27 protein-coding genes are annotated in these 19,215 nt (G+C 35.1%); 2 read left to right on the forward strand and 25 right to left on the reverse strand.

The annotated features are described in order from the left end of the window. Positions 1-5 precede the first annotated feature (5 nt). The 25 genes from secY to rpsL form a co-directional block, all read right to left on the reverse strand. Positions 6-1,361 (reverse strand): preprotein translocase subunit SecY, encoded by a 1,356-nt coding sequence (secY, locus tag Q4566_RS11545; RefSeq protein ID WP_303421293.1) that lies wholly within the window; start codon positions 1,359-1,361, stop codon positions 6-8. A 14-nt stretch (positions 1,362-1,375) separates the two neighbouring features. Continuing rightward, complete coding sequence (rplO, locus tag Q4566_RS11550) at positions 1,376-1,828, reverse strand: 50S ribosomal protein L15 (protein WP_303421295.1); 453 nt, start codon at positions 1,826-1,828, stop codon at positions 1,376-1,378. Between the two features lie 16 nt (positions 1,829-1,844). Then, positions 1,845-2,024, reverse strand: coding sequence for a 50S ribosomal protein L30 (rpmD, locus tag Q4566_RS11555; RefSeq protein ID WP_150939535.1), 180 nt, complete (start codon positions 2,022-2,024; stop codon positions 1,845-1,847). Between the two features lie 11 nt (positions 2,025-2,035). Further along, positions 2,036-2,560: a 30S ribosomal protein S5 gene (rpsE, locus tag Q4566_RS11560; RefSeq protein ID WP_102994730.1), complete on the reverse strand. Its 525-nt coding sequence runs from the start codon at positions 2,558-2,560 to the stop codon at positions 2,036-2,038. Positions 2,561-2,566: 6 nt separating this feature from the next. Next, entirely contained in the window at positions 2,567-2,923 is a 357-nt protein-coding gene (rplR, locus tag Q4566_RS11565) for a 50S ribosomal protein L18 (RefSeq protein WP_216066276.1), read from the reverse strand. Between the two features lie 10 nt (positions 2,924-2,933). After that, positions 2,934-3,476, reverse strand: coding sequence for a 50S ribosomal protein L6 (gene rplF / locus Q4566_RS11570; protein ID WP_303421300.1), 543 nt, complete (start codon positions 3,474-3,476; stop codon positions 2,934-2,936). Positions 3,477-3,493: 17 nt separating this feature from the next. After that, entirely contained in the window at positions 3,494-3,892 is a 399-nt protein-coding gene (rpsH, locus tag Q4566_RS11575) for a 30S ribosomal protein S8 (RefSeq protein ID WP_150939543.1), read from the reverse strand. Positions 3,893-3,961: 69 nt separating this feature from the next. Beyond that, on the reverse strand, positions 3,962-4,231 hold the full coding sequence (gene rpsN / locus Q4566_RS11580) for a 30S ribosomal protein S14 (RefSeq protein WP_040278732.1): 270 nt from the start codon (positions 4,229-4,231) through the stop codon (positions 3,962-3,964). A 3-nt stretch (positions 4,232-4,234) separates the two neighbouring features. Next, positions 4,235-4,786: a 50S ribosomal protein L5 gene (rplE, locus tag Q4566_RS11585; protein WP_303421305.1), complete on the reverse strand. Its 552-nt coding sequence runs from the start codon at positions 4,784-4,786 to the stop codon at positions 4,235-4,237. A gap of 2 nt (positions 4,787-4,788) precedes the next feature. Continuing rightward, positions 4,789-5,100 carry a 50S ribosomal protein L24 gene (gene rplX, locus Q4566_RS11590; RefSeq protein WP_150939550.1) on the reverse strand — a complete coding sequence of 104 codons (312 nt, stop codon included), beginning with the start codon at positions 5,098-5,100 and terminating at the stop codon, positions 4,789-4,791. 15 nt (positions 5,101-5,115) lie between these two features. Continuing rightward, on the reverse strand, positions 5,116-5,484 hold the full coding sequence (gene rplN / locus Q4566_RS11595; RefSeq protein WP_303421307.1) for a 50S ribosomal protein L14: 369 nt from the start codon (positions 5,482-5,484) through the stop codon (positions 5,116-5,118). 2 nt (positions 5,485-5,486) lie between these two features. After that, on the reverse strand, positions 5,487-5,744 hold the full coding sequence (rpsQ, locus tag Q4566_RS11600; RefSeq protein ID WP_303421309.1) for a 30S ribosomal protein S17: 258 nt from the start codon (positions 5,742-5,744) through the stop codon (positions 5,487-5,489). Between the two features lie 13 nt (positions 5,745-5,757). After that, the gene (rpmC, locus tag Q4566_RS11605) at positions 5,758-5,949 is read right to left on the reverse strand and encodes a 50S ribosomal protein L29 (RefSeq protein ID WP_150939552.1); all 192 of its coding nucleotides are present in this window, start codon (positions 5,947-5,949) and stop codon (positions 5,758-5,760) included. 13 nt (positions 5,950-5,962) lie between these two features. Continuing rightward, positions 5,963-6,382 (reverse strand): 50S ribosomal protein L16, encoded by a 420-nt coding sequence (gene rplP, locus Q4566_RS11610; protein ID WP_067147348.1) that lies wholly within the window; start codon positions 6,380-6,382, stop codon positions 5,963-5,965. Positions 6,383-6,403: 21 nt separating this feature from the next. Next, positions 6,404-7,132, reverse strand: coding sequence for a 30S ribosomal protein S3 (rpsC, locus tag Q4566_RS11615; protein WP_303421313.1), 729 nt, complete (start codon positions 7,130-7,132; stop codon positions 6,404-6,406). 9 nt (positions 7,133-7,141) lie between these two features. After that, positions 7,142-7,549, reverse strand: a complete 408-nt coding sequence (gene rplV, locus Q4566_RS11620; protein WP_216066281.1) for a 50S ribosomal protein L22 — start codon at positions 7,547-7,549, stop codon at positions 7,142-7,144. A gap of 6 nt (positions 7,550-7,555) precedes the next feature. Then, positions 7,556-7,834, reverse strand: coding sequence for a 30S ribosomal protein S19 (gene rpsS / locus Q4566_RS11625; RefSeq protein ID WP_150939558.1), 279 nt, complete (start codon positions 7,832-7,834; stop codon positions 7,556-7,558). Between the two features lie 3 nt (positions 7,835-7,837). Beyond that, positions 7,838-8,665 (reverse strand): 50S ribosomal protein L2, encoded by an 828-nt coding sequence (gene rplB / locus Q4566_RS11630; RefSeq protein ID WP_303421316.1) that lies wholly within the window; start codon positions 8,663-8,665, stop codon positions 7,838-7,840. 10 nt (positions 8,666-8,675) lie between these two features. Continuing rightward, the gene (gene rplW, locus Q4566_RS11635) at positions 8,676-8,966 is read right to left on the reverse strand and encodes a 50S ribosomal protein L23 (protein WP_216066283.1); all 291 of its coding nucleotides are present in this window, start codon (positions 8,964-8,966) and stop codon (positions 8,676-8,678) included. A gap of 7 nt (positions 8,967-8,973) precedes the next feature. Next, positions 8,974-9,603, reverse strand: coding sequence for a 50S ribosomal protein L4 (gene rplD, locus Q4566_RS11640; protein ID WP_303421319.1), 630 nt, complete (start codon positions 9,601-9,603; stop codon positions 8,974-8,976). Beyond that, a complete protein-coding gene (rplC, locus tag Q4566_RS11645; RefSeq protein WP_216066284.1) occupies positions 9,603-10,220 on the reverse strand; it encodes a 50S ribosomal protein L3 in 618 nt (205 codons plus the stop codon). The genes rplD and rplC overlap by 1 nt, the downstream gene beginning before the upstream one ends. Positions 10,221-10,637: 417 nt before the next feature. Next, entirely contained in the window at positions 10,638-10,943 is a 306-nt protein-coding gene (rpsJ, locus tag Q4566_RS11650) for a 30S ribosomal protein S10 (protein ID WP_007650482.1), read from the reverse strand. 18 nt (positions 10,944-10,961) lie between these two features. Continuing rightward, positions 10,962-13,082, reverse strand: a complete 2,121-nt coding sequence (gene fusA, locus Q4566_RS11655; RefSeq protein ID WP_303421322.1) for an elongation factor G — start codon at positions 13,080-13,082, stop codon at positions 10,962-10,964. A gap of 5 nt (positions 13,083-13,087) precedes the next feature. Further along, entirely contained in the window at positions 13,088-13,564 is a 477-nt protein-coding gene (gene rpsG, locus Q4566_RS11660; protein ID WP_067147332.1) for a 30S ribosomal protein S7, read from the reverse strand. Between the two features lie 21 nt (positions 13,565-13,585). After that, on the reverse strand, positions 13,586-13,960 hold the full coding sequence (rpsL, locus tag Q4566_RS11665) for a 30S ribosomal protein S12 (RefSeq protein WP_019386263.1): 375 nt from the start codon (positions 13,958-13,960) through the stop codon (positions 13,586-13,588). Between the two features lie 112 nt (positions 13,961-14,072). Between rpsL and Q4566_RS11670 the strand changes: the two genes are divergently transcribed. Continuing rightward, a complete protein-coding gene (locus Q4566_RS11670; protein ID WP_303421327.1) occupies positions 14,073-15,833 on the forward strand; it encodes a POTRA domain-containing protein in 1,761 nt (586 codons plus the stop codon). A 117-nt stretch (positions 15,834-15,950) separates the two neighbouring features. Next, entirely contained in the window at positions 15,951-19,211 is a 3,261-nt protein-coding gene (locus Q4566_RS11675) for a SusC/RagA family TonB-linked outer membrane protein (protein ID WP_303421329.1), read from the forward strand. Positions 19,212-19,215: the final 4 nt, after the last annotated feature.

Consider the following 19,215-nt stretch of genomic DNA (forward strand, 5'->3'; position numbering starts at 1 on the left):
ATAAATTAAGCTACTGCTTTTCTATTTTTACCTGTCTTCATCAAACCGTCATAGTGTCTATTCAACAAATAAGAATTTATTTGTTGCATCGTGTCAATTGCAACTCCAACCATAATCAATAACGACGTACCTCCAAAAAATAAAGCCCATCCTTGCTGAACTCCCATAAGCTTAACAATAAGCGCTGGAAAGATAGCAATAAGTGCTAAAAAGATAGAACCTGGTAAAGTGATTTGAGACATAATTCTGTCTAAATACTCCGATGTCTCAGTTCCTGGACGAATCCCTGGAATGAAACCACCACTACGTTTTAAATCGTCTGCCATTTTATTAGTAGGAACCGTTATTGCCGTATAAAAGTATGTGAATACAATAATTAATAAAGCAAAGGTAACGTTGTACCAAAATCCGAACATATCAGAATAATTAGTTTGTAACCAAGCTCCAGTAGCAGTCTCCTTTAAGAAAGAAGAACCACCAATTAAACCAGGAACAAACATAATTGCCTGTGCAAATATAATTGGCATAACTCCAGAAGCATTAAGCTTTAATGGAATATATTGTCTTGAACCTGCCATAGCGCTTTTTTCGTAACCACCGGAAGCTGTTCTTCTAGCGTACTGTACAGCAATCTTTCTCACTCCCATAACTAGCATAATTGCAGCTAATATGATAACGAACCAGATAACAAATTCAATTAATACCATCATTAATCCACCATTACCACCACCTTCTAATCGGGTAGCTGCATTTTGTAAAAATGCTTGAGGTAAAGTAGCGATGATACCAACCATAATTAATAAAGAAATACCATTACCAATACCTTTATCGGTAATTTTCTCTCCCAACCACATAGCGAAAATACATCCCGTTACTAAGATTGATATTGAAGAGAAATAAAATAATGGCCCTGTCCCTAATAAAAATGCACTTTGAGGAATACCTAATGCAGGTAAACTTGCTAAATAACCAGGAGCTTGTAATAAACAGATAGCGATGGTTAACCAACGTGTAATCTGATTAATTTTCTTCTGTCCACTAGCACCCTCTTTTTGCAATTTTTGCAAGTAAGGAATTGCAATACCCATTAGCTGAACCACAATAGAAGCAGAAATGTAAGGCATAATACCTAGAGCGAAAACCGAAGCATTAGCGAAAGCACCACCAGTAAATGCGTTAAGCAAACCTAACAAACCACCGTCTGTTTTATCAGCTAAACCTCCTAATTGCGCCGCATCAATACCAGGTAATACTACTTGAGCACCAAAACGATAAACTAATAACAGACCTAGTGTTACCACTATTCTGTTTCTTAGTTCCTCTATTTTCCAAACATTCTTAATTGATTCTATAAATTTCATACTTATAATGAGTATTATATAGTTACAGCTTCTCCGCCAGCAGCTTCAATAGCAGCCTTTGCTGAAGCAGTAAACTTATGAGCAGATATTTTTAATTTTGCTTTTAATTCACCACGACCTAATATTTTAACTAGATCATTCTTTCCGATTAAACGGTTAGCGAATAATGTTTCAAAATCAACAGTATCTCCAATTTTCTTATCATCAGCCAATTGTTGTAAAGTATCTAAATTGATACCTTGGTATTCAACACGGTTAATGTTAGTAAAACCAAATTTAGGAACACGTCTTTGAAGTGGCATTTGACCACCTTCAAATCCTAGTTTCTTAGAATAACCAGAACGAGATTTAGCTCCTTTGTGACCACGAGTTGCCGTACCACCTTTTCCAGAACCTTGTCCTCTACCTATTCGTTTCCCTTGGTTTTTTACTGAACCTTCTGCAGGTTTTAAATTACTTAAATCCATTTTTCAGTTTATATTTTTAAGCTTCTTCTACAGAAACTAAATGTGAAACTTTAGCAACCATACCAAGAATATTTGGTGTAGCTTCATGCTCTTTTACTTGACCAATCTTATTAAGACCTAGAGCTACTAAAGTTCTCTTTTGTCTTTGTGGGCGATTGATTGCGCTTTTAACTTTTGTTACTTTAATCTTTGCCATCTCTGTCTATATTAAGCGTTAAAAACCTGTTCAAGTGAAATACCTCTATCTCTAGCGATTACGTTTGCATCTCTTAATTGTAATAAAGCATCAAAAGTTGCTTTTACTACGTTATGAGGGTTTGACGAACCTTGAGATTTTGATAATACGTCGTGTACACCAACTGCCTCTAACACTGTTCTTACAGCACCACCAGCAATTACACCTGTACCAGGAGCAGCAGGAATAATGTTTACTCTAGCTCCACCGTATTTACCTTTTTGCTCATGTGGTAAAGTTCCTTTAATAATAGGAATTCTAACTAGGTTTTTCTTAGCATCTTCTACTGCTTTTGCAATCGCACTAGCAACATCTTTAGATTTACCTAAACCTTGTCCTACAACACCAGCTTCATCACCAACTACTACAATTGCTGAGAAACCAAATGCTCTACCACCTTTAGTTACTTTTGTAACTCTCTGTACACCAACTAAACGATCTTTAAGATCTAATCCACCTGGTTTTACTAACTCTGCACTTTTATATTTTTGAAACATAATTTCTTAGAATTTAAGTCCTGCTTCTCTAGCTCCTTCAGCTAATGATTTAACTCTACCGTGATATAAGTAACCACCTCTATCGAAAGAGATCGTTTCTACACCAGCTTTTAAAGCTTTTTCAGCCAGTGCTTTACCTACTAATTTAGCTACTTCAGATTTAGTTGCTTTTGCAGAACTAATGTCTTTATCTCTTGAAGATGCTGCACTGATAGTGTTACCAGTTACATCATCAACTATTTGAGCATAAATTTCTTTATTACTTCTATAAACAGCTAATCGTGGTCTTGCTTCTGTACCAGAAACAACCTTACGGATTCTGTTTTTTATTCTTAGTCTTCTTTCGTTCTTTGTCAATGCCATAACTTAATTATTAAGCTGATTTACCTGCTTTTCTTCTTATTACCTCACCTACGAACTTAACTCCTTTACCTTTATAAGGCTCTGGTCTTCTGAAACCACGAATTTTTGCCGCTACTTGACCAACAAGTTGTTTATCGAATGATGTTAGTTTTATGATTGGATTTTTTCCTTTTTCAGAAATCGTTTCAACCTTTACTTCTTCAGCAATGTTTAAAATGATATTGTGAGAAAATCCTAAAGCTAAATCTAATTTTTGACCTTGGTTAGATGCTCTATAACCTACACCTACCAATTCTAATTGCTTAGTCCATCCGTTAGATACACCTTCAATCATATTGTTCACTAAAGATCTGTATAAACCGTGTTTGGCTTTTTCCTCTTTTTTATCTGAAGGACGTGTTACTAAAACATTTCCTTCTTCCACTTTAATTTCAACAGTGTCGAAATTTTGTGATAATTCTCCTAATTTTCCTTTTACAGTTAAAACGTTATCTTTAACATCAACTGTTACACCTTCTGGAATGGCTACTGGATTATTTCCTATTCTTGACATTTCTTTCTGGCTTTAAATTAGTATACGTAACATAAAACTTCTCCACCTACGTTATCTCTTTTAGCTTGTTTGCCTGTCATTACTCCGTGAGAAGTTGAAACGATAGCAATACCAAGACCGTTAAGGATTCTAGGTAAATCTTTAGATCCAGAATACTGACGTAAACCTGGAGTACTAATTCTTTGAAGTTTCTTGATTACTGGTTCCTTTGTTTCTTTGTTGTACTTAAGAGCTATTTTAATAGTTCCTTGTACTGAAGAGTCATCAAATTTATAACTTAAAATATATCCTTGTTCGAATAAAATTTTAGTTATGTCTTTTTTCAAATTAGATGCTGGAATCTCTACCACTCTATGGTTAGCACGCACCGCATTTCTAATTCTTGTCAAATAATCCGCAATTGGATCTGAGTACATAATGAATTGATTTTGTGATTTTGGTTTTCGATTTAATCTCGAACCTTAAATCTGATTATTTAAATAATATTACCAACTAGCTTTTCTTACTCCAGGGATAAGACCTTGATTAGCCATTTCTCTGAAAGTTACACGAGAGATCCCGAAAGTTCTCATGTATCCTTTTGGTCTTCCTGTTAATTTACATCTATTATGCTGACGAATAGGAGATGCATTTTTAGGTAACTTTTGTAATGCTTCGTAATCTCCAGCTTCTTTTAAAGCTTTACGTTTCTCAGCATACTTTGCTACTGTTTTTGCTCTTTTTACCTCACGGGCTTTCATTGATTCTTTAGCCATATCTTAGTTCTTTTGAAAAGGTAATCCTAATTCGGTTAATAATGATTTTGCTTCTTTATCAGTTTCAGCAGAAGTTACAAATGTAATATCCATTCCTGAAATTTTGTTGACTTTGTCAATGTTTATTTCTGGAAAGATAATTTGTTCAGTAATTCCTAAGTTGTAATTACCTCTACCATCGAAACCTGTAGCTTTAATTCCGTTGAAATCTCTAACACGAGGAAGTGCAGAAGTTACTAAACGGTCTAAAAACTCATACATGTTATCACCACGTAAAGTTACTTTTGCCCCAATTGGCATCCCTTTACGTAATTTAAATGATGCAACATCTTTCTTAGATAAGGTAAATATTGCTTTTTGTCCAGATATAGTTGTTAATTCTTCAACTGCATGATCAATCAACTTTTTGTCTGCAACTGCTGCTCCAACACCTTTAGATATTACTATCTTAGTAAGTTTAGGAACTTGCATTACATTCTTATATCCAAATTCGTCTGTAAGAGCTGCAATTACTTTGCCTTTATACTCTTCTTTAAGTCTAGGTGAATATGCCATAACTATATTACTTCATTAGATTTTGTTGAAAATCTTACTTTTTTATCGCCTTCTACTCTATAACCTACTCTAGTTGTTTCTCCTTTTGAAGTTAACAATGATAAGTTAGAAATATGAATAGCTGCTTCTTTCTCTACGATTCCACCTTGAGGATTTTGTGCACTTGGTTTAGTATGTTTCTTAACCATGTTTACACCCTCAACAATCGCTTTGTTCTTTTCTATTAATACTTTTTGTACAACACCTTCAGATCCTTTGTGATCTCCAGCGATTACTTTTACAGTATCTCCAGTTTTTATTTTAAGCTTTGTCATCTTACTTATTATGTATTAAAGCACCTCTGGTGCTAATGATACAATCTTCATGAATTGTTTATCACGAAGCTCTCTAGCAACAGGACCAAATACACGTGTACCTCTCATCTCACCCGTTGGGTTTAATAATACACAAGCATTATCATCAAATCTTATATAAGATCCGTCTGGTCTTCTTACTTCCTTCTTGGTACGCACAACAACTGCTGTAGAAACTGCTTTCTTCTTAACGTTTCCATTAGGAGTTGCATCTTTTACAGAAACAACTATTTTGTCTCCTACAGAAGCGTATCTTCTTTTAGTACCTCCCAATACACGGATAACCAAAACTTCTTTTGCTCCTGTATTGTCTGCTACCTTTATTCTTGATTCTTGCTGTAACATAATTATTTAGCTCTTTCTAGGATTTCTACTAATCTCCAACATTTAGATTTACTTAAAGCTCTAGTTTCCATGATCTTTACAGTATCTCCAATATTACAATCGTTTGTCTCGTCGTGTGCAACGTATTTTTTCGTTTTCAACACGAACTTACCATACATAGGGTGTTTTACTTTTTTAACCTCTGCAACAACTATTGATTTTTGCATTTTGTTACTAGTAACAACTCCTATACGTTCTTTTCTTAAATTTCTTGTTTCCATCTTTTCGGCAGAATTATTGTAATTCTCTTTTAGTTAATTCGGTCGCAATTCTAGCTACAGATCTTCTTACTGAACGTAATTGAATTGGATTTTCTAAAGGAGATATTGCATGAGCCAATTTTAGGTCTGAATAACTCTTTTTTGTTTCACTAAGCTTCTCTTGTAACTCAGCTACAGATAATTCTTTAATTTCTGATTGTTTCATAATATCAAATAAATTATGCTTCGTAATCTCTAGCGATTAAAAACTTAGTTTTTACAGGTAGCTTTTGTGCTGCTAAACGTAATGCTTCTTTTGCAACGTCTAATGGCACACCACCTATTTCAAATAAAACACGACCTGGTCTACATACGGCTACCCAATATTCAACGGCACCTTTACCTTTACCCATACGTACTTCAAGAGGTTTCTTTGTGATAGGCTTGTCTGGAAATATTTTAATCCATAACTGACCTTCTCTTTTCATGTAACGTGTAGCGGCAATACGAGCTGCTTCAATTTGACGAGACGTTATAAAAGTTGCGTCTAATGCTTTTATTCCAAAAGTACCGTTTGAAAGTTGGTGTCCTCTACCAGAGAGACCTTTCATACGTCCTTTTTGTTGTTTACGAAATTTTGTTCTTTTAGGCTGTAACATTTTTCTTTACTTTATAAAAAATTACTTTCTACGACGAGGTTTGTTATCTCTGTTTCCGCCACGTCCTCCGGCTCCACCTTTTCCTTGCTTCTTAGATAATCCAACAAGCGGAGAAAGTTCTCTTTTACCATATACTTCACCTTTCATGATCCATACTTTAACACCCAATCTACCATAAGTAGTGTGTGCCTCAACTAAAGCATAATCAATATCGGCTCTGAAGGTTGATAAAGGAATACGTCCTTCTTTGTAGTGTTCAGAACGTGCCATTTCAGCACCATTTAAACGCCCACTAATTTGGATTTTAATTCCTTCTGCATTCATACGCATTGTAGCAGCGATAGCCATCTTAATTGCACGTCTGTATGAAATTCTGTTTTCAATTTGACGAGCGATGCTTGATCCTACTAAAAATGCATCAAGTTCAGGTCTTTTGATTTCAAAAATATTAATCTGAACTTCTTTTCCAGTAATATTCTTAAGCTCTTCTTTTAACTTGTCTACCTCTTGACCACCTTTCCCAATAATGATACCAGGTCTTGCAGTTGTGATAGTAACGGTTACAAGTTTTAAAGTTCTTTCGATAATTACTCTACTAACACTAGCTTTAGATAAACGCGCGTGAACGTATTTTCTAATTTTATCGTCTTCGGCAAGCTTATCTCCATAATCATTACCTCCGTACCAGTTAGATTCCCATCCTCTGATAATACCTAAGCGATTTCCGATTGGATTTGTTTTTTGTCCCATACTTCTATCTTAGCTTTGTGTGTTATTTTTAGCTCCAACAACGATTGTTACGTGGTTTGAACGTTTTCTAATTCTGTGTGCACGACCTTGAGGTGCTGGACGTAATCTCTTTAACATTGATCCGCCATCAACTCTAATCTCTTTTACTATTAATCCAGCCTCTTCGATGTTTCCTTCTTCGTTTTTAGCTTGCCAGTTTGCAATTGCAGACAATAACAATTTCTCTAAACGACCAGAAGCTTCCTTTTGGTTGAATTTTAAGATATTTAGTGCATGTTCAACTTTTTCACCTCTTACTAAATCGGCTACTAAACGCATTTTTCTCGGTGATGTAGGACAATTATTAAGTTTAGCGAAAGCTACTTGCTTTTTACCTTCCTTAATAGCGTCTGCCATTTGTTTTTTACGACTTCCCATAGCTTACTACTTTTTACCTTTATTTTTAGCACCTGCATGTCCACGGAATGAACGTGTTGGTGAAAATTCTCCTAATTTATGACCTACCATGTTTTCAGTAACATATACTGGAACAAATTGACGGCCATTGTGTACTGCAATTGTTTGTCCAACAAAATCTGGAGTAATCATACTTGCTCTTGACCAAGTTTTGATTACTGTTTTTTTGTTTCCTTCAACATTAACAGCAACTTTTCTTTCTAACTTATAATGAACGTAAGGTCCTTTTTTTAATGATCTTGCCATGTCTTATTTCTTTCTACGTTCTACAATATATTTATTACTTGCTTTCGTCTTAGAACGGGTTCTGTAACCTTTAGCTGGAATACCGTTTCTAGAACGAGGATGTCCACCTGAAGATTTACCTTCACCACCACCCATTGGGTGATCAACTGGATTCATTACAACTGGTCTAGTTCTTGGTCTTCTACCTAACCATCTTGTTCTACCTGCTTTACCTCCAACTAATAATTGGTGATCTGAGTTAGAAACAACACCTATAGTAGCCATACAGTTAGCAAGAATTAATCTTGTTTCACCTGATGGTAACTTCACTGTAGCAAACTTACCATCTCTTGCCATTAACTGAGCAAAAGCTCCAGCACTACGAGCCATAACAGCTCCTTGTCCTGGACGTAACTCTACACAAGAAATAATAGTTCCTAATGGAATTTCACTTAATGGCATTGCATTTCCAATTTCTGGAGCAACACCTTCTTGACCAGATACTACATTTTGTCCAACTTGTAAACCATTTTGAGCAATAATGTATCTTTTCTCGCCATCTTGATAATTCAATAATGCAATAAAAGCTGTTCTGTTTGGATCGTATTGGATTGAAGCTACTTCAGCAGGGATTCCCGCTTTGTCTCTTTTAAAATCGATAATACGATACTTTCTTTTATGACCACCACCAATGTAGCGCATAGTCATTTTTCCTTCACTGTTTCTACCACCAGATCTTTTGTTCGGAACGAGTAAACTCTTTTCCGGCTTATCAGTAGTAATGGCATCATATCCATTTACTACTCTAAATCGCTGTCCTGGGGTGATTGGTTTTAATTTTCTTACTGACATTTGTCTTTAATTACATGTTACTGTATAAATCAATCATTTCACCTTCCGCCAGTTGTACAATTGCTTTTTTAACGGCATTTGTTTTACCATGTTGAATACCAGTTTTAGTAAACTTGGTACTACGATCTGGACGGACATTTATAGTACGAACTTTTTCAACAGAAACACCATAAGCAGCTTCCACCGCTTTTTTGATTTCTACCTTGTTCGCCTTAGTGTTCACTGCGAAAGTATAGCAATTTCTTAACTCGCTATTTGCAGTCGCTTTTTCTGTGATTATAGGTTTAATTAAGATACTCATCTGTTTCTTATTTACTTAAGTTTGTTTCAATTCCTGCTAATGCTCCTTCTAATAAAACAACTTGTCCTGCATTTAGGATTTTGTAAGTGCTCAATTCTGAAGCAGTAATAACCTCTGTACGTTGTACATTACGAGACGCTAAATAAACATTGTTATTTGCACCACCTAATACGAACAAAGTTTTTTTGTTTTCAAGCTCTAAAGCTTTTAAAACAGCTGTAAAGTTTTTTGTTTTTACAGAATCAAAATTAAAGTCTTCTAAAACTGTAATTGATTTTTCTCCTGCTTTGATACTTAAGGCAGACTTACGCGCTAAACGCTTTAAGTTTTTATTAAGCTTGAAGCTGTAGTTTCTTGGTCTTGGACCGAACATACGACCACCACCTTTAAATACACCTGACTTAATACTACCTGCTCTCGCTGTACCAGTTCCTTTTTGCTTCTTAATCTTACGTGTAGATCCAGAAATCTCAGCTCTCTCTTTAGATTTGTGAGTTCCTTGTCTTTGGTTTGCTAAATATTGTTTAACATCCAAATATACAGCGTGATTATTAGGCTCAATAGCAAACACATCTTTAGAAAGGTCTGCCTTTCTACCTGTGTCTTTTCCGTTTATATCTAAAACTGCTACTTTCATTACTTTCTAATAATTACATAAGCGTTTTTGTGTCCAGGTACACACCCTTTAACAACAAGTAAGTTCTTTTCAGTAACTACTTTTAAAACTCTTAAATTTTGAACTTTAACTGTGTCTCCACCCATTCTTCCTGCCATTTTCATTCCTTTGAAAACTCTTGCAGGGTAAGATGCAGCACCAATAGATCCTGGCGCTCTTAAACGGTTATGTTGACCGTGAGTAGCTTGACCTACACCACCGAAACCATGACGTTTTACAACACCTTGAAATCCTTTACCTTTAGATGTTCCAGCTACGTCAACAAATTCACCTTCAGCGAAATGTTCAACAGTAATGGCATCTCCTAATTTGTACTCCGCATCAAAACCTTTGAATTCAACGATTTTACGCTTAACAGAAGTACCCGCTTTTTTAGCATGACCTAAGTCAGCTTTAGTAGCGCTTTTTTCTGTCGCGTCATCGAAACCAAGTTGCACAGCACTATAGCCGTCAACTTCCTCAGTTCTGACTTGGGTAACGATACATGGTCCAGCTTCGATTACTGTACAAGGAATGTTCTTCCCGTTTTCATCGAAGATGCTGGTCATACCGATTTTCTTTCCAATTAACCCAGACATATTTAATTATTTATTAATGATTTACTATTTATTAAAAACATTCAAGGCTGAAAAATACGTTTCAGCCTTGAAGTGTATTTTTTGCCGTTTTTCCCGCAACCGCATTGGTGGGACATGTAAATATGAGCTTAAACCCCATATTTTAGGAGTGCAAATGTAGCCTTTTATTTTGATTTAAAAAAATGATTATCAAATAATTCCACATAAATTCTTTATAGCCATACATTTAGTGTCTTTTTACCCGTTTTATCAATGAATATTTCTTAGAATAGAAACGTACTATTATGACAATAATAAAGTCAAAAACCCAATAAACATAAGCTATTAACCTCTAATACTAAAAAAGCATCAAGATAATTTCTTATCCTGATGCCTAATTTATGAAGCACTAATAAAAGTTTACACTTTCTAGTATACTTATACTTTAATTTCTACTTCTACACCACTTGGTAACTCTAATTTCATTAGAGCATCAATCGTTTTAGAAGATGAAGAGTAAATATCAAGTAAACGCTTGTAAGAGCTTAATTGAAATTGTTCTCTTGATTTCTTGTTTACGTGTGGAGAACGTAATACAGTGAAAATTTTCTTGTGAGTTGGTAATGGAATTGGTCCAGTTACAACAGCTCCAGTACTTTTTACTGTTTTTACAATCTTATCAGCAGACTTATCTACTAAGTTATGATCGTAAGACTTTAATTTTATTCTGATTTTTTGACTCATTTTCTTAACTTTTTAAGATTATTCTCCTTTTGCTGCTTTAATAACCTCTTCAGATATGTTTGAAGGTGTTTCAGCGTAGTGTGAAAATTCCATTGTTGATGTTGCACGACCTGAAGATAATGTTCTTAATGTAGTTACATATCCAAACATTTCAGATAATGGCACAGTAGCTTTTACAGTTTTTGCACCTGCTCTATCTCCCATGTCACTAACTTGTCCACGTCTTCTGTTTAAATCTCCAACAATGTCACCCATGTTTTCTTCAGGAGTAATTACCTCAAGTTTCATGATAGGTTCCATGATTACAGCTTTTGCAGCTTTAGCACAAGCTTTAAATCCTAATTTAGCAGCTAATTCGAATGATAGTTGATCAGAATCCACATCGTGGTATGATCCATCTTTCAATGTTACTTTCATAGCATCGATTTCGTAACCTGCTAAAGGTCCGTTAACCATCGCTAATTTGAATCCTTTCTCAATTGAAGGGATAAATTCCTTAGGAACGTTACCTCCTTTAATTACAGACTCAAACTGTAAACCTACTTTTCCTTCTTCAGCTGGCTCAACTGTAAATACAATATCAGCAAACTTACCACGACCACCAGATTGTTTTTTGTAAACCTCTCTATGATCTGCAGCTTGTGTAATAGCTTCTTTGTACTCAACTTGTGGTTGTCCTTGATTAACCTCTACTTTAAACTCACGTTTAAGACGGTCAACAATAATATCTAAGTGAAGCTCACCCATTCCAGAAATAATAGTCTGTCCTGAAGCTTCATCAGTTCTTGCTGTAAATGTTGGATCTTCTTCAGCTAATTTTGCTAAAGCCATACCCATTTTATCAACATCGGCCTTAGTTTTAGGCTCAACTGCGATACCAATTACTGGATCTGGGAAATCCATACTTTCTAATACAATTGGGTGTTTTTCATCACTCATTGTATCTCCAGTCTTGATATCTTTAAATCCTACTGCAGCTCCAATATCACCTGCTTCGATAAAATCGATAGCATTTTGTTTATTTGAGTGCATTTGGTAGATACGAGAAATACGTTCTTTTTTACCTGAACGGTTATTTAAAATGTAAGATCCTGCATCTAAACGTCCTGAATAAGCACGGAAGAAAGCTAAACGACCTACGAAAGGATCGGTAGCAATTTTAAATGCTAATGCAGCAAACGGTTCTTTTACTGAAGGCTTACGTCTTTCTTCTGCGTCAGTGTCAGGGTTAGTACCTACAACACTATCTCTATCTAATGGAGAAGGTAAGTAACGACATACAGCATCTAATAAAAACTGTACACCTTTGTTTTTAAATGAAGAACCACAAATCATAGGAATGATAGCCATATCCATTACAGCAGCTCTAAGTGCAGCATGCACTTCGTCTTCTGTAATTGAATCTTCATCTTCCATGAATTTTTCTAGTAAGTTCTCATCGTAACCTGCCACTTCTTCAATTAATAACGCTCTATACTTACGCGCTTCTTCTTTTAAATCATCTGGAATTTCAATAACATCAAAAGTAGATCCGTAGTTATCTTCGTGCCATACAATAGCTCTGTTTTTAACTAAATCTACGATACCTTTGAAATCTCCTTCATCACCAATGTTTAAAACGATAGGCACAGCGTTAGATTTCAACATGTCTTTAACTTGTTGACAAACACCTAAGAAGTTTGATCCTTGACGGTCCATTTTATTAACGAAACCAATTCTAGGCACTTTATAGTTATCTGCAAGTCTCCAGTTAGTTTCAGATTGTGGCTCTACACCATCAACTGCACTAAACAAGAATACTAATCCATCAAGTACACGTAAAGAACGATTTACCTCTACAGTAAAATCTACGTGACCCGGAGTATCAATAATATTAAAGTGATAATCTTGAGCATCAGCAGTTGGCTCAGCATTTTCCTTAGGGAAAGTCCAATCACAAGTTGTTGCTGCAGAAGTAATTGTAATACCTCTTTCAGCTTCTTGCTCCATCCAGTCCATTGTAGAAGCACCATCGTGTACTTCACCAATTTTATGTGAAACTCCTGTATAAAAAAGGATACGCTCTGTTGTTGTTGTTTTACCAGCATCAATGTGAGCCGCAATCCCAATATTTCTAGTTAATTTTAAATCTCTTGCCATTTCTATTAAAATCTAAAGTGAGAGAATGCTTTGTTTGCTTCTGCCATTTTGTGAGTATCAACTCTTTTCTTAACGGCTGCTCCTTCTTCTTTAGCTGCTGCTAAAATCTCAGTAGCTAAACGTAACGCCATAGACTTTTCGTTTCTTTTACGTGAAAAGCTAATTAGCCATTTCATCGCTGTAGAAACCTTACGGTCTGGACGGATTTGCATAGGAATTTGGAATGTTGCACCTCCAACACGACGGCTACGTACTTCTACGTGAGGCATCACATTAGATAAAGCATCTTTCCAGATCTCTAAAGCTGTTTTCTCTTCGTCAGTTTTTTTCGAATCTACAATATCAATTGCATCGTAGAATACTTTAAAAGCTACCGATTTCTTACCATCCCACATCATCATGTTAACGAAACGAGTTACTAACTGGTCGTTAAAACGCGGATCCGGTAAAAGCGGTCTCTTTTTTGCTGCTCTTTTTCTCATGTCTTCTTCTTAAAGTTTTAATTACTTCTTAGGGCGTTTTGCACCATACTTAGATCTACGTTGCGTTCTACCTGAAACACCTGCTGTGTCTAAAGCACCACGTACAATGTGATATCTAACTCCTGGTAAATCTTTTACCCTTCCACCTCTAACCAATACTATCGAGTGCTCTTGTAGGTTATGTCCTTCACCACCGATGTATGCGTTAACCTCGTTACCGTTTGTTAAACGAACCCTTGCTACTTTTCTCATTGCTGAGTTAGGTTTTTTAGGAGTCGTTGTGTAAACACGAGTACACACACCACGTCTTTGCGGACAAGAATCTAAAGCAGCCGATTTACTCTTCTTGGTTATTTTGGCTCTTCCTTTTCTTACTAATTGCGAAATTGTTGGCATATATATTATATATAAATTTTATTATCCTCTTCTAAGAGGGCTGCAAAGGTAGAAATTAAAATTTAGATTTCAAATCCTAATTCATTAATTTTCAATAGAAAGTAAAAATAATTTGCGCTATTATATTATTAGCCTTTATTTTCCGTTAGATTTACACACAAATTTAGCTGTTATAAAAGTGCACAAACCAACCTATTTTATAATCCTTATATATATACTTTTTTCTTCAGAAGGGTTTTGCCAAAACTTACACCTCACAATTCATGGTAAAACAGAAACTGAAACAGCTATTATAGACTCCTTAAATTATTCTAAAAACCACAAAGATTACCAATCTCTCACTTCTGAAATAGATAACTTTCAAAACTCCTTACTAAACCTTGGCTATATCGAAAATCAATTAGTGGGTGTAGAAAAAATTAACGACTCCACTTTCCGTTCTGAAATACATTTAAAAACTAAATTCGACACCATATATATATACTACAAAAATGAGCAGGTTGAAAAGTCAACTTTAAAACGCATTTCAAAAGAGGTTACAGAAGATTATTTCGTACTCAACATTGCAGCTTTAGAAAGCAAACTAAACTTTATTAATTCTGAATTTTCAAAAAAAGGCTTTCCGTTCTCCAAACTAACCCTTACTAATATTCGCAAACAATCAAAAAACACTTTAAAAGCTGACTTAACCTTAGAGAGTTCTAACCAAAAAAGAATTATCAATGATATTGTTATAAAAGGCTATGAAAAGTTTCCTAAATCATATTTGAAGCATTACTTAAAAATTAAACCAAACCAGGTTTTCGATTTACAAACCATTCAGAAAAAAACCTCACAACTTAACAGTTTACCTTTCGCAAACGAAACCAAAACACCAGAAGTATTATTTTCTCAAGATTCCACAACACTCTACCTCTATTTAGAAAAAACCAAAAGCAATACTTTTGATGGTTTTCTTGGATTTGGAACAAACGAAGACACCAACAAACTAGAGTTTGATGGTTACCTCAATTTAAACCTTATTAACAATTTAAACTTTGGAGAAGCATTTAAGGTGCTATATAAAAGTGATGAAAATGACCAAAAAACATTTGAGGCCGATTTATCATTACCTTATTTATTTAAATCACCTATAGGTGTCGATTTCATGCTACGGATTTTCAAAAAGGATTCATCGTTCACAACCGCAAACCAATCGGTTAAGCTGCATTATCAAATTAATGCAAAGCACAAAGTGTATACAGGCATTACAAGTACAGAATCGAACAACCTACTTTCCTCCAATCCCACAGGACTTCTCTCAGACTACGAGACTTTTAACTACAACGTGGCCTACCAATTTTTAAGCGCACATACATTAAACCGCCTATTCCCGTTAAACTCAAAACTATACACCGAAGCTGGATTTGGAAATCGCACAACAACAAATTCTGAAGAAAAGCAATCCAACTTTGTTTTAGATGCGTTCAAAATATTTAATCTCAACGAAAAGAACAGTATTTACCTAAGAACCAATGGCGCCACTTTAATTTCAGACACTTATTTTGAAAATGAATTATTACGATTTGGAGGTATAAATTCTATAAGAGGCTTTGAGGAAAATAGTATTTACGCAACACTATACGGCCTAATTAACACAGAATATCGCTATCAAATTAACAATAGCATCTACATAAACTCCATAATTGATGCCGCCTATTTTGAAAACCAAATAGCAAATACCGATCAAAAGCTTTTTGGATATGGCTTTGGTTTCGGACTATTAACTAAGGCTGGTTTGTTTAAATTAAATTATGCGAATGGCAAAAATGAAGACTCAAATTTCAAATTCTCAAATTCGAAGCTACATTTAAGTTTAATAGCTAATTTTTAATATTCGATTACAATTTTATTGTAAATTTTAACCTAATTAGTAAATTTTAACCATTATTTGTTGTTTTATTAACTTATTATTATGATTTTTGGCGTGACTAATTCAAATAATTATAAAATGAAAACAAAGTTTAGTGGAATTCTAACGCTATTACTAGTGTTAGTTGTGCAACTTACGTTTGCACAAGAAAAGACAATTTCAGGTACGGTTTCAGATGAGTCTGGCTTACCGCTTCCTGGAGCATCGGTCTTAGTAAAAGGTACAATTAATGGTACTTCATCAGATTTCGATGGTAGGTATTCAATTATGGCTAAAACTGGAGATGTTCTAGTTTATAGTTTTGTTGGATATACAACGCAAGAAGTTCCGGTTACCAAAGACCAAATAAACGTGGTATTATCGGAAGATGCGCAATCATTAGATGAAGTAATCATTGTTGGTTATGGTACATCTACCAAACAAGCTTTTTCTGGTACGGTTAAAGAAATTAAAGCAGAGGTTCTGGAAACTAAAAACTTCTCTAACGTATCTCAAGCCTTAGCTGGAGAGGTTGCTGGTGTTAATGTAATTAACACTTCTGGTCAGCCTGGTACTGTAGCTACAGTACGTATTCGTGGTTTTGGTTCGGTTAACGGTAACAGAGACCCACTTTACGTAGTAGATGGTGTGCCTTTAACTACCTCTTCAACATTTGATGAAGATGGTCTTGCTGAGAACAACAATGCGTTAAACTCAATTAACCCTGCTGATATTGAAACAACTACTGTTTTAAAAGATGCAACGGCAACTGCTATTTATGGTGCGCGTGGTGCCAATGGTGTGGTATTAATTACTACAAAATCAGGTAAAGCAGGTACTAGTGTTATTGAAACAGATTTCAAAACAGGGGTGAACTTTCAAGCCATTCCTAGATATGACGTTATTAAAGATCCTAACGAATATGTAGAGATATCTTGGGATGCCCTAAAAAACTATTCAGAAATAACTGACCCAAGTGGTAACGCTGTTGATTATGCAAATGCAAGTTTATATAACTCACAGAGAGGTATTCACCCAACATACAATAACTACAACATCACAGATGTTTCTCAGTTGATTGACCCTACAACTGGTAAAATGATACCTGGAGTAACAACAAGATACACTCCAGAAAACTGGGAAGATCATGCTTTCCAGTCGTCTATTCTTACAGAGGCTAACTTAAAAATGAGTGGTGGTAACGACAAGACAAGATACTTTTCTTCTTTTGGATATTTAGACCAAAAAGGTTACTTAAACAATTCGAATTACAAACGTTATACGACACGTTTAAATGTAAATCACAAACCAAAAGAATGGTTAACAGCTACAGCTAACTTAAGTTATACTTATGATGAAACTTTATCTAACGGACAATCTGAAGATTCAGGAAGTGTATTCTGGTTTGTTGATAACATTCCATCTATTTATCCTTTATTTACAAGAGATGCTAATGGTGATAAAATTGAAGATCCTTACTACGGTGGTTACCAATACGATTATGGAAACACTAGAGGTTTTGGTGGACTAACAAATGCTATTGCAGATTCTCAATATGATAGAGATGGAAATGATAGCCATTCGGTTAATGGATCGTTCTCTTTTAAATTTGACATTACTGAAGGTCTTACCTTTGAAACACGTTATGGTTTACAATACTACAACCGTGTTCGCAACTTAATTAACAACCCTTTCTACGGTTCAGCTGTAGGTCAAAGTGGTAGTTTATTTAAAGTAAATACTTCTGAGATTACTCAAAACTTCTTAAACATGCTTAGATATAGCAAAACTTTTGGAAACCACGGTTTAGAAGTTCTTGCTGCATTCGAAACAAACCAAAATGACTATGAGTATGCATCTATAAGTAAAAACAAAGTTGTTAACTTAGAAAATGGTTTAGACCAAGCAAACAACTATGTAGTAGTATCTTCTCCTCCAACAGGTTACAGCAGAGCTAGAACTATGGAAAGTTATTTTGGTCAACTTAACTACAACTACAACCAAAAATACTTCTTAACAGGTTCTGTAAGACGTGATGGATCTTCTAGATTTTACCAAAACAAATGGGGAACATTTGGTTCTGTAGGTGCTGCTTGGGTTTTAAGTAATGAAGATTTCTTAAACACTTCAAGTACAATCAACTTCTTAAAACTTAAAACAAGTTACGGTCTAGTTGGTGATGAAGGTGGTGTTGATTACTATAGTGGTCAAAACTCTTATAACATTAATAACTTAATTGGTGAAATTTCCTTAATTCCTAACGCTATTGAAGACCCTAACGTAACTTGGGAAACTTCAAAAATGTTTCAGGTTGGTGTAGAAACATCTGCATTTAACAATGTTATCGACTTATCGGTAGATTACTATATAAAAAACACAGATGCCTTAATCTTTGATAAAAGATTATCGCCTTCAACAGGTGAAGCTCAAATCACAGTAAATGATGGTGATTTAGCCAATAGAGGTTTAGAATTTGATTTAACTGCAAACATTATTAACAAAAAAGATTTTGGTTTAAGCGTTGCTGTGAACGGTGAATTTTTAAGTAATGAGATTACGAGAATGCCTATAGAAGAATCTACAGGCCTACCTAAAGTTTTAGACCAAAGCACTTATTATGGCCGTTCAGAAGGGCATAGTTTATACGATTTCTATATGAGAGAATGGGCTGGTGTAGATAGCGCTAATGGAGATCCACTTTGGAACCAATATTACTTTGATGCTAATGATAACGATATTCTTGATAGCGGTGAAGCAATTAGCAACTTAACAACTTACCAAGACGCAAACCCGAACAATACGGAAATCAAAACAACAACAACAAACGTTTATTCGGATGCGACTGAAAAGTACACCGGTGAATCTGCAATTCCAGATTTAAGAGGTGCTTTTAGATTAAGTGCTAGATATAAGAACTTTAACCTTAGTACTCAATTTACATATAGCTTAGGTGGATATGGATATGATTCTGCTTACGCTCGTTTAATGAGTAACGATCAAGTTGGTGGTAATAACTACCATACTGATATGAGAGACCGTTGGTCAGAACCTGGTGATGTTACAAACATACCTAGATTAGCTAGTACTTACAACATCACAGCTACTTCTACGTCTACACGTTTCTTAACGTCTACAGATTATATTGCTCTTAACAATGCGAGTCTTGGATACACGTTACCAAGCATGTTACTTACAAACACTGGTCTTACTGGCGTAAACTTCTCTTTAACAGCAGATAACTTATTCCTAAGCAGTAAAAGAGCAGGATTTAACCCGAATACATCAGAGAACGCTGAATCAGACACGTATCGTTATGCACCACTTACTACGGTAACATTAGGCGTAAGAGTTAAATTTTAAAAAA

Source organism: Tamlana sp. 2_MG-2023 (genome assembly GCF_030548465.1).
Classification (GTDB): Bacteria; Bacteroidota; Bacteroidia; order Flavobacteriales; family Flavobacteriaceae; genus Pseudotamlana.

Excerpts from the sequence above, each read along its gene's own strand:
- secY (WP_303421293.1), bottom strand. The coding sequence starts at position 1,361 with ATGAAATTTATAGAATCAATTAAGAATGTTTGGAAAATAGAGGAACTA.
- rplO (WP_303421295.1), bottom strand. The coding sequence starts at position 1,828 with ATGGATTTAAGTAATTTAAAACCTGCAGAAGGTTCAGTAAAAAACCAA.
- rpmD (WP_150939535.1), bottom strand. The coding sequence starts at position 2,024 with ATGGCAAAGATTAAAGTAACAAAAGTTAAAAGCGCAATCAATCGCCCA.
- rpsE (WP_102994730.1), bottom strand. The coding sequence starts at position 2,560 with ATGTTTCAAAAATATAAAAGTGCAGAGTTAGTAAAACCAGGTGGATTA.
- rplR (WP_216066276.1), bottom strand. The coding sequence starts at position 2,923 with ATGGCATTGACAAAGAACGAAAGAAGACTAAGAATAAAAAACAGAATC.
- rplF (WP_303421300.1), bottom strand. The coding sequence starts at position 3,476 with ATGTCAAGAATAGGAAATAATCCAGTAGCCATTCCAGAAGGTGTAACA.
- rpsH (WP_150939543.1), bottom strand. The coding sequence starts at position 3,892 with ATGTACTCAGATCCAATTGCGGATTATTTGACAAGAATTAGAAATGCG.
- rpsN (WP_040278732.1), bottom strand. The coding sequence starts at position 4,231 with ATGGCTAAAGAATCAATGAAAGCCCGTGAGGTAAAAAGAGCAAAAACA.
- rplE (WP_303421305.1), bottom strand. The coding sequence starts at position 4,786 with ATGGCATATTCACCTAGACTTAAAGAAGAGTATAAAGGCAAAGTAATT.
- rplX (WP_150939550.1), bottom strand. The coding sequence starts at position 5,100 with ATGACAAAGCTTAAAATAAAAACTGGAGATACTGTAAAAGTAATCGCT.
- rplN (WP_303421307.1), bottom strand. The coding sequence starts at position 5,484 with ATGTTACAGCAAGAATCAAGAATAAAGGTAGCAGACAATACAGGAGCA.
- rpsQ (WP_303421309.1), bottom strand. The coding sequence starts at position 5,744 with ATGGAAACAAGAAATTTAAGAAAAGAACGTATAGGAGTTGTTACTAGT.
- rpmC (WP_150939552.1), bottom strand. The coding sequence starts at position 5,949 with ATGAAACAATCAGAAATTAAAGAATTATCTGTAGCTGAGTTACAAGAG.
- rplP (WP_067147348.1), bottom strand. The coding sequence starts at position 6,382 with ATGTTACAGCCTAAAAGAACAAAATTTCGTAAACAACAAAAAGGACGT.
- rpsC (WP_303421313.1), bottom strand. The coding sequence starts at position 7,132 with ATGGGACAAAAAACAAATCCAATCGGAAATCGCTTAGGTATTATCAGA.
- rplV (WP_216066281.1), bottom strand. The coding sequence starts at position 7,549 with ATGGGAAGTCGTAAAAAACAAATGGCAGACGCTATTAAGGAAGGTAAA.
- rpsS (WP_150939558.1), bottom strand. The coding sequence starts at position 7,834 with ATGGCAAGATCATTAAAAAAAGGACCTTACGTTCATTATAAGTTAGAA.
- rplB (WP_303421316.1), bottom strand. The coding sequence starts at position 8,665 with ATGTCAGTAAGAAAATTAAAACCAATCACCCCAGGACAGCGATTTAGA.
- rplW (WP_216066283.1), bottom strand. The coding sequence starts at position 8,966 with ATGAGTATCTTAATTAAACCTATAATCACAGAAAAAGCGACTGCAAAT.
- rplD (WP_303421319.1), bottom strand. The coding sequence starts at position 9,603 with ATGAAAGTAGCAGTTTTAGATATAAACGGAAAAGACACAGGTAGAAAG.
- rplC (WP_216066284.1), bottom strand. The coding sequence starts at position 10,220 with ATGTCTGGGTTAATTGGAAAGAAAATCGGTATGACCAGCATCTTCGAT.
- rpsJ (WP_007650482.1), bottom strand. The coding sequence starts at position 10,943 with ATGAGTCAAAAAATCAGAATAAAATTAAAGTCTTACGATCATAACTTA.
- fusA (WP_303421322.1), bottom strand. The coding sequence starts at position 13,082 with ATGGCAAGAGATTTAAAATTAACTAGAAATATTGGGATTGCGGCTCAC.
- rpsG (WP_067147332.1), bottom strand. The coding sequence starts at position 13,564 with ATGAGAAAAAGAGCAGCAAAAAAGAGACCGCTTTTACCGGATCCGCGT.
- rpsL (WP_019386263.1), bottom strand. The coding sequence starts at position 13,960 with ATGCCAACAATTTCGCAATTAGTAAGAAAAGGAAGAGCCAAAATAACC.
- Q4566_RS11675 (WP_303421329.1), top strand. The coding sequence starts at position 15,951 with ATGAAAACAAAGTTTAGTGGAATTCTAACGCTATTACTAGTGTTAGTT.